This window comes from Vreelandella arctica (assembly GCF_037070215.1).
GTDB classification, from domain to species: domain Bacteria; phylum Pseudomonadota; class Gammaproteobacteria; order Pseudomonadales; family Halomonadaceae; genus Vreelandella; species Vreelandella arctica.
This window is the reverse complement of record NZ_JBANSN010000063.1, coordinates 1-7,526: the sequence shown is the minus strand read 5'-3', so window position 1 is coordinate 7,526 and position 7,526 is coordinate 1. Positions and strand designations below refer to the sequence as shown.

The window sequence follows — 7,526 nt, the reverse complement described above, 5'->3', positions numbered from 1 at the left end:
CACCCGAAACTGGGGGGTCACTGGTTCAGTGTCGCTTAACCCAGGAAAAGTGAAGGAAATCGAGCGTAATAAAAAGGCTGCTTAAGCTCAGCCATTTGGACAACTGGGTTGAAAATCACCGAACCGTACGTCACAAATATCCTATTTGTGCATCCTTGTGCTACTCAAGCAATCCTTGTCTAATCTTCCTTTTCGCGAGTTCCTTTCGCTGAGCACACAATGCGCTTTATAGAAGTATGTTTATTTAACCTGTGTTAGTTAATAGAAAATAAATTATTATTAAACGCTCGTTTGCCATTTTATCAAGCGGCTTGCCAAGCTTCCAAGCAAGCACATACAATCATGAACGTTTGCTTAATTCTTCTTAAAATGAGTGCGATCATGATTTCAAAATACTGGTGGCCAGCCGCCGCGCTTAGCCTCGCGATAGCTCCTCAAGCATGGGCCCAGCAATGGGAAGGCAGCCTCGGCGCGGGTGTCCTATATGTGCCCGATTATCTGGGCAGCGACGATTACGATACTCAGCTTTGGCCCTCTATTGACCTAAACTATGGTGATGCCCTTTCAATCAGCCCACGCAGCGGCATTGAATGGCACGCGATTCGCAATGGTGATTGGACCGTATCGCCTTTTATTGGCTATACCTTTGGCCGCGATAATGAAGGTGATATTTCGGCATTCGAGAAAGTGGATGGCGGTGCTACGCTCGGTTTACGGCTAGCGCTGGAGCAAGGGCAGTGGAAATATAGCTTGGCGGGAAGCACGCCGGTAACGGGCGATGTGGATGGCGCAGAGCTGGAAGCATCGGCTGCTTGGCGATTGCCTCTCAATGAGCGTACGTTCTTTACCTTTACCCCGAATGTGGCCTATGCCGACGAAGAGTGGACGGAATCGATGTTCGCGGTTTCGACACGTGACAGCCTGCGTAGCGGCATTGCCAGCTATAACCCTGATAGCGGCTCCTGGCGTTTAGGGGTTAGCACCAGCCTGACTTACGCTTTGACACCTCAATGGTCTGCCACCGGTTTTGTTGGCACCAGCTACCTGACCGGCGATGCGTCTGACTGATCCTGCCCAGTAACGGTGGACACCTCAAGAACGTCATACGTTACGATGAGGTGAACCATGGCAAGATCGACAACATCAATGAAGAAAAAATCATATACCCGTTACTCAGATGCCTACCGGCAAGAAGCCTTAGCGCTTGCGGATCGCATTGGCGTTGCAGCAGCGGCGCGTGAGCTGGGAATACACGCGAGTCAGCTCTATCAGTGGCGATCTAAAGCACAGCTGCAGCAAGACACATCCGAGCGAGAGCGGTCGTTGGCAGAAGAAAACGCCCGCTTGAAGCGCCAACTAGCCGAGGCAAATGAAGAGCTGGCCATCACAAAAAAGGCCGCGGTGTACTTTGCGAAAAGCCTGAAGTGAAGTACGCCTTTATCCACCGTCATCGTCAGGCGTTCAGTATTCAGCGTATGTGCCATGTTGTCGGGGTCGCTCGGAGTGGCTACTACGCTTGGCGGCAACGCGAAGGCGCATCGTCCCCAAAACGCAGCCAGCAAGCCATTATCGATCAGCATGTGGCCAAGGCTTATCACCAACGCAAAGGCCGCTCAGGCGCCCCGAGACTAACGCTAGACCTGCGAGATGATGGGATGCCGATCAACCGTAAGACGGTGGCTGCCAGCTTACAGCGTCAGGGCCTGCGCGCTAAAGCAGCTCGTAAGTTCAAGGCCACCACGAACTCACGGCATTCGCTGCCAGTCGCACCGAATCTACTAGAACAAAACTTCACGGCCTCAGCTCCTAATCAAAAGTGGGTGGGTGACATTACCTACTTGGCGACGGGCGAAGGCTGGCTTTACCTGGCAGTGCTCATTGATCTTTACTCTCGTAAAGTGGTCGGTTGGGCAATGAGTGAGCGTATGACGGCCGATCTTGTCTGTGACGCGCTACAGATGGCGCTATGGAGACGCAAAATGCCCAAAGGCGTGATAGTCCATTCGGATCGAGGTAGTCAGTACTGTTCCACGCGTTACCAATCGCTGCTTACCCGGCATGAGCTTACGTGCAGCATGAGCGCCAAAGGCAACTGCTATGATAATGCCTGTGCCGAAAGCTTCTTCCACAGCCTCAAGGTTGAAGCGATCCATGGGGAGCAATTTACAACGCGAAACGATATGAGGCGCCAGGTGTTTGAGTACGTCGAACTGGACTACAACAAACAACGGCGGCACAGTGCTATTGGGATGATCAGCCCAGAGGCCTTTGAAGCCCGAATGATCGCTTAAACCAGTGTCCACTGTTGCTGGGTAAGATCAGACAGCCCCATCGTTGACGATTTAGGCAGCGAATGGCAGACCGTGACGGGTGTGTCGCTCAATTATAATTTTTAGCAGTATTAAGACGCTAAAAAGCCTGGGTAAAAATAAAAGCGCCCTTCACGTTTAGGGCGCTTTTGCGTTTAGTGGCTGGTTCTTGGGAATGGTTCTTGCGAATGGTTCTGGTGGTGCTGCTCTGGTAGTTCTGCTCAAAACCACATTTTAAGCGGCATCCATAGCCCCATCAGTATCATTGCGATATTTTCCGTTAGCGATACAAACCCTAGTGGCACATTGCTGCTACCGCCCACACACGCGCATTTCAATTCACGCTTATCGATGTACACGGCCTTAAACACCGACACCGCCCCCACCGTACCGATAAACAGTGCCAACGGCGCCGCCAGCCAAATCAACGCGCCTGCCAGCATTAAGACCCCGGCCAGGGTTTCAGCGTAAGGATATACATAACTATAGGGCACATAGCGCTGAGCCAGCAGGTCGTAGTTAAGGAACATAGAGCTGAAGCTCTCTACATCTTGAAGTTTCTGTAATCCCAACAGCACCATGGCCGTCGCCACTGCGTATTCAGGCATCCGCGCGGCCATCAAGGTACCGTTGGCGACCCAACTAACCGCCAACCCGACCAGCAAGGCGGTAACAAAAATCGCGATCACCGGTCGATATGTGGTCTCTTTCGCATTCGGCACGCTCATCCCAAGATACTTACGCACCTCTTCATAACCACCAATACGCTTATTGCCGATATAAGTTTGCGGCGTGGTGTCGACATTTTCCCGAGCCTTGAACGCTTCTATTTCATCTCGGGAGGTTAGCGGGTGATCGTCAACCTCATATCCCTTACGCTTTAACAAATCGACCGTTTTCATACCAAACGGGCAAAGGTGCTCTGCCGTTTTCATCCGATAAATATGCGCCGTCTCCATGTTGACCACCTCCTTGATGCGTGCTGAAAACTACCTATTTTAAACAACCCCTCGCTACCTTATAAAGGTAGTCAGAATATGGTCAGTGACCAAAATAGAAACGGCGAGGATAGCCTCGCCGTTATCATTGAGCCTGCTTACCCCCTAGCGGTTATTTCTCCAGCCACGCCATCAGCGTTTTAGCCGTTAGCGCTGAAGAAGGCGGGTTTTGCCCGGTAATCAACTGGCCATCTTCACATACGTAAGGGGTGAAATCTTCCGCCTTGGTGTAGATACCACCACACTGTTGCAGCGCATCTTCGACCAGATGCGGCACGATGTCAGTCAGGCCAACCGCATCTTCTTCGCCATTGGTGAAGCCTGTTACTTGGCGGCCTTTGACGAGCGGCTCGCCTGCGCTGTTCTTGGCATTCACCAATACAATCGGCGCATGGCAAACGGTAGCGACCGGCTTGCCTTGCGCAATAAACGTTTCGATCAGACGAATGGAGTCTTTATCATCAACGAGATCCCATAACGGACCGTGACCGCCGGGGTAGAACACCGCATCAAAGTCATCGGCCTTCATATCGCGCAAACGATGGGTCGCTGCAAGCTCAGCATTGGCCTGTTCATCTTGCTTGAAGCGGCGCGTTTCATCGGTTTGGCTATCCTCAGCGTCGCTCTTGGGGTCCAACGGCGGCTGGCCACCTTGAGGCGATGCCAGGGTTACCTCGGCCCCCGCGTCTTTGAAGACATAGTAAGGGGCGGCCAACTCTTCCAGCCAAAAGCCGGTTTTATTACCGGTGTCGCCCAACTGATCGTGAGATGTCAGTACAATCAAAATGCGCTTGCTCATATCTTTCTCCTAGCGGTGAAAAATAAGGCTATTAAAAGGCCTTGTTGATACTTAGTGGGGGCCTCTGAGGTGGAATGCAAGGAGATATCCAAGATCGTCGTCACCGGCTCAAGCGGCAAATGATCACCAGTAGTGTCAATCTGTTAGTGGCGCTTTATCATGGCGTCATTCAGTCATCGTTCAGGTGAAGCGACCAGTGAGTATTGAAGCGCGGGATTTTTACCGCAGCGGCCCTGACCACCGCCAGGGGCAAGCCAGCAGTTTTGCCTTGATCCGGCGTCAGTTTGATTTTCGCTCTATTGAGATTGGCCGCTGGGTCACCAGCGCTGAGCGCGATCGTGCCGCCGAGCTGTTTCACGATGCCCTGTGCGATCTCATGCTGATTCTACAGGGGCCAGAGGCGCTGATTTCGTTACGCGGCTCCATCGCGCTGCAGTACGGCAGTGGTGGCCGACCTGGCGTTTCTGCCCACTACGACCCCAGCCAACGCAGTTTTGCGCTGGCCAAAAACGCAGGGCCCGGCAGCATTGCCCACGAGTGGTTTCATGCTTTTGATCACTATATCGCCAGTAAGTGTTTTCGCGGCACGCCTGCCGGTATGTTCGCCTCTACTGCTTGGCTTGCCGATGCAACGCCCATCGCCCACCCTCTGAATCAACTGCTGATGCGCTGTTTCAAAGCCGTACTACTGCAGCCCGAAGGCGACCAGCCTAGCGCTCTGTTTCAAAGCTCAGTACAGATGGATAAAAAGCTTGGCCAGCTCTATTACAGCAAGCCCGAAGAACTCTGTGCACGCGCCTTTGAGGCGTTTGTGCAGGATGCCGGCATCACTAATCACTTTCTGGTCAAGGGCACCAAGGCCTCTCTTGAAGCGGAAAAAGGGCTCTACCCACAGAGCGCACAACGGGAGCAGATCAATGCCGCGTTTAGCGACTATTTTGCCAGGCTGGGAAAGGCGTTACGGGAAACCGGATAAGCATGACAGCGTGCAAAATGGTGCAATCGTGCCTAATATGTAGCAACGCTCACTACTCAAAGGAAGAGAACATGCCATCTACTACCACTATCGTCGTTATCGTTGTTGTTATCGTTGCCGTGCTTGGCATTGGCTTCGGCGGTGTGCTGCCTTTTTAATCGCTCGCAAAGGTGGTTAACGCAGGGCGCCTGGCCACGCATCACACCCCTGCCCTGCCCTGCCCTGCCCTGCCCTGCCCTGCCCTGCCCTGCCCTGCCCTGCCCTGCCCAAACACCTTATCAAAAATTAAAATAAAAAAGGTTAAAAAATCAAACAAGCTAGCCTGCAAAAGGCTAGCTTTAATTTAGCATAAAAAATTACCTTTATTTTCATAAAGATATTGCCGTTTAATTTATATGTTTCATTTCCCTAAGCGCCCTAGTTAGCAGGGTAGTTTTTTATCTTTTTAAGCAATTTAAACAAGCTTTTTACAAATTTATTTTTAAACTATAATTGTCAATAATATTCGGTTATATGCCTAAACATTATTTATATTAGAAATTTAGCAGAGACACTGTTGCGAAGGGCTTCATTCCTGCCAAATCTGGAGCCAAACATGCCTACTGCCCTGCCTTCTCATACCCACCTGATGATTCGCAAGTTAGAAAGTAATTTTACTCTTACCGCCGAAGAGAAGCAGGCACTCCAGGAATTACCGGTACAAACACAAGACGTCAAGTCTAACCAAGACATCGTTAAAATGGGCGACCAACCTAGTCAATGTTGCTTACTGCTGGAAGGTTTTTCGTGTGTCTACAAATTAACCCTTGAGGGCAAACGGCAAATAATGGCGTTGCATATTCCTGGGGATATGCCTGATCTCCAAAGTCTGCACTTGCAAGTTATTGATATCAACATTGCTTCACTTAGCCCCTGCAAGCTTGGTTACATACAGCACCAAGACTTATCGCTTTTATTTGAGCGCCACCCTCGCCTCACTGCGGCTTTCTGGCATGAGACGTTGGTGGATGCTTCCATTTTCCGAGAATGGTTGTTGAATGTAGGGCAACGTGAAGGCTATTCACGGGTCGCTCATATTATCTGTGAGCTCTTGCTGCGCCTGGAGGCGGTGGGGCTGGTACAGGATGAGAACACTTTTGATATGCCCATTACCCAAGCGGAGCTTGCGGATGCAACGGGGATGACCCCAGTGCACGTAAACCGAGTGCTACAGGCCCTTCGTAACGATGGCTTGATCATTACGAACAAAAGAAAGGTAACCATACCTGACTGGCAGAAATTAAAGGAGGCTGGCGAGTTTGATTCACTTTACCTTCATCTTGAGAAAAAGGTCATAGGGTAAAGTATTTTTTACTTTTGATATAATAGCCATGAAAGGCGGATTCAAGAGTTAAACCCGACCTGTAAATCTTCTCGTTAGTAGCTAGGACGCCAGGGCCAAACACCTCACCTTAAAAACCGTTCTCCTGTCTGTACGCATATAATAGCGGCATCATCAGGTAAGTAGGAAGAAGCTCCTCTTTCCAACTGGAGGGTGGGCCTTGATCAGAAGGCTACCCAAAAAATATGTTATGTTCCAAGGTAGAAACCCCATTTGATCAAGCCTTTCCTTTACAACCCCCTCCCACTAATTACTTGAAACGGGTGTTAAAGGCTCATCATCAATATCGGGATCATGATGGAATGTAGCAGCTAGTGTATTAGTCTGTTCTTCTAACCCTACTGCTGTTTTTGCATCGATAAGAGGGGAATCGACTTCCACAATGTTCGTCTCGACAGTAGCGTTGACCACCAGCTCAAACCTGGGATCGTCGTAGCGATAAACGAATTCATGTCGGATTTCATCATCATCGAGAATACGTAAGCCAGCGTGTAGCAAATTAAGGTCTTGGCCTTGCACGACAACCTCTTCCTCCACAGGCCCCAAGATACGTAGCGTCACTTGGCCAGTCCATTGCAATGGCATGCTCCCTCTCCTTAACTGTGCGTGTAGCAAAAAGCATAAGCCGTGACTGCCCAAGATGAAAGCTCGCATCACTCCTTCCAGCTATCGACCTGTTTCATCGAGAAGCGATCTAACCTTGTACCGAAAATCGATGGTGCTTCGGGAAATAATAGACACGTTGGAGGCGATGCAATTTTGCAATGCGCTAATTGCCAGAAGAAGCTTCGTCTGCTTCTACGTAGGGCTAAAGCCATACATTCTGTATTGAATACTTGGTCGAGCTGGATGGGAAACCCTTATGCCGCCCTGCGAGTTATGCGAAAGGTGGGCTGATTATTCCCTATTGCTCTTGTGTACATAGCAAAAAAGCCCGCTGATTGTGAACTGCACCCCAAAAGTTGGACACTCATCCAGCGATTGGGGTGTTTTTCATGGCGAAGTATAAGGAAGCGTTCAAGCTATTAGTCGTACAGCGCTACACAGAAGGACAAGAGGGTTA

At 50.4% G+C, this 7,526-nt stretch carries 7 protein-coding genes; 4 read left to right on the top strand and 3 right to left on the bottom strand.

From position 1 onward, the window contains the following. The first annotated feature begins 381 nt into the window (after nt 1-381). Nucleotides 382-1,068, top strand: a complete 687-nt coding sequence (locus V8L70_RS22275; RefSeq protein ID WP_336270624.1) for a MipA/OmpV family protein — start codon at nt 382-384, stop codon at nt 1,066-1,068. Nucleotides 1,069-1,125: 57 nt separating this feature from the next. Beyond that, nucleotides 1,126-2,291, top strand: a protein-coding gene (locus V8L70_RS22270; protein WP_101146503.1) for an IS3 family transposase whose coding sequence is annotated in 2 segments (ribosomal slippage) — nt 1,126-1,387 and nt 1,387-2,291 — 1,167 coding nt in all. Because the reading frame shifts where the segments join, the coding sequence is not laid out codon by codon here. 239 nt (nt 2,292-2,530) lie between these two features. On the opposite strand, the gene V8L70_RS22265 is transcribed toward V8L70_RS22270, so the two are convergent. Next, on the bottom strand, nt 2,531-3,268 hold the full coding sequence (locus tag V8L70_RS22265; protein ID WP_101146502.1) for a MauE/DoxX family redox-associated membrane protein: 738 nt from the start codon (nt 3,266-3,268) through the stop codon (nt 2,531-2,533). 151 nt (nt 3,269-3,419) lie between these two features. Further along, on the bottom strand, nt 3,420-4,106 hold the full coding sequence (locus V8L70_RS22260; protein WP_101146501.1) for a type 1 glutamine amidotransferase domain-containing protein: 687 nt from the start codon (nt 4,104-4,106) through the stop codon (nt 3,420-3,422). Between the two features lie 196 nt (nt 4,107-4,302). Between V8L70_RS22260 and V8L70_RS22255 the strand changes: the two genes are divergently transcribed. After that, nucleotides 4,303-5,082, top strand: a complete 780-nt coding sequence (locus V8L70_RS22255; RefSeq protein ID WP_101146500.1) for a CLCA_X family protein — start codon at nt 4,303-4,305, stop codon at nt 5,080-5,082. A 595-nt stretch (nt 5,083-5,677) separates the two neighbouring features. Then, on the top strand, nt 5,678-6,424 hold the full coding sequence (locus tag V8L70_RS22250; RefSeq protein ID WP_336270618.1) for a Crp/Fnr family transcriptional regulator: 747 nt from the start codon (nt 5,678-5,680) through the stop codon (nt 6,422-6,424). A gap of 285 nt (nt 6,425-6,709) precedes the next feature. On the opposite strand, the gene V8L70_RS22245 is transcribed toward V8L70_RS22250, so the two are convergent. Then, entirely contained in the window at nt 6,710-7,048 is a 339-nt protein-coding gene (locus tag V8L70_RS22245; RefSeq protein ID WP_101146773.1) for a hypothetical protein, read from the bottom strand. Nucleotides 7,049-7,526: the final 478 nt, after the last annotated feature.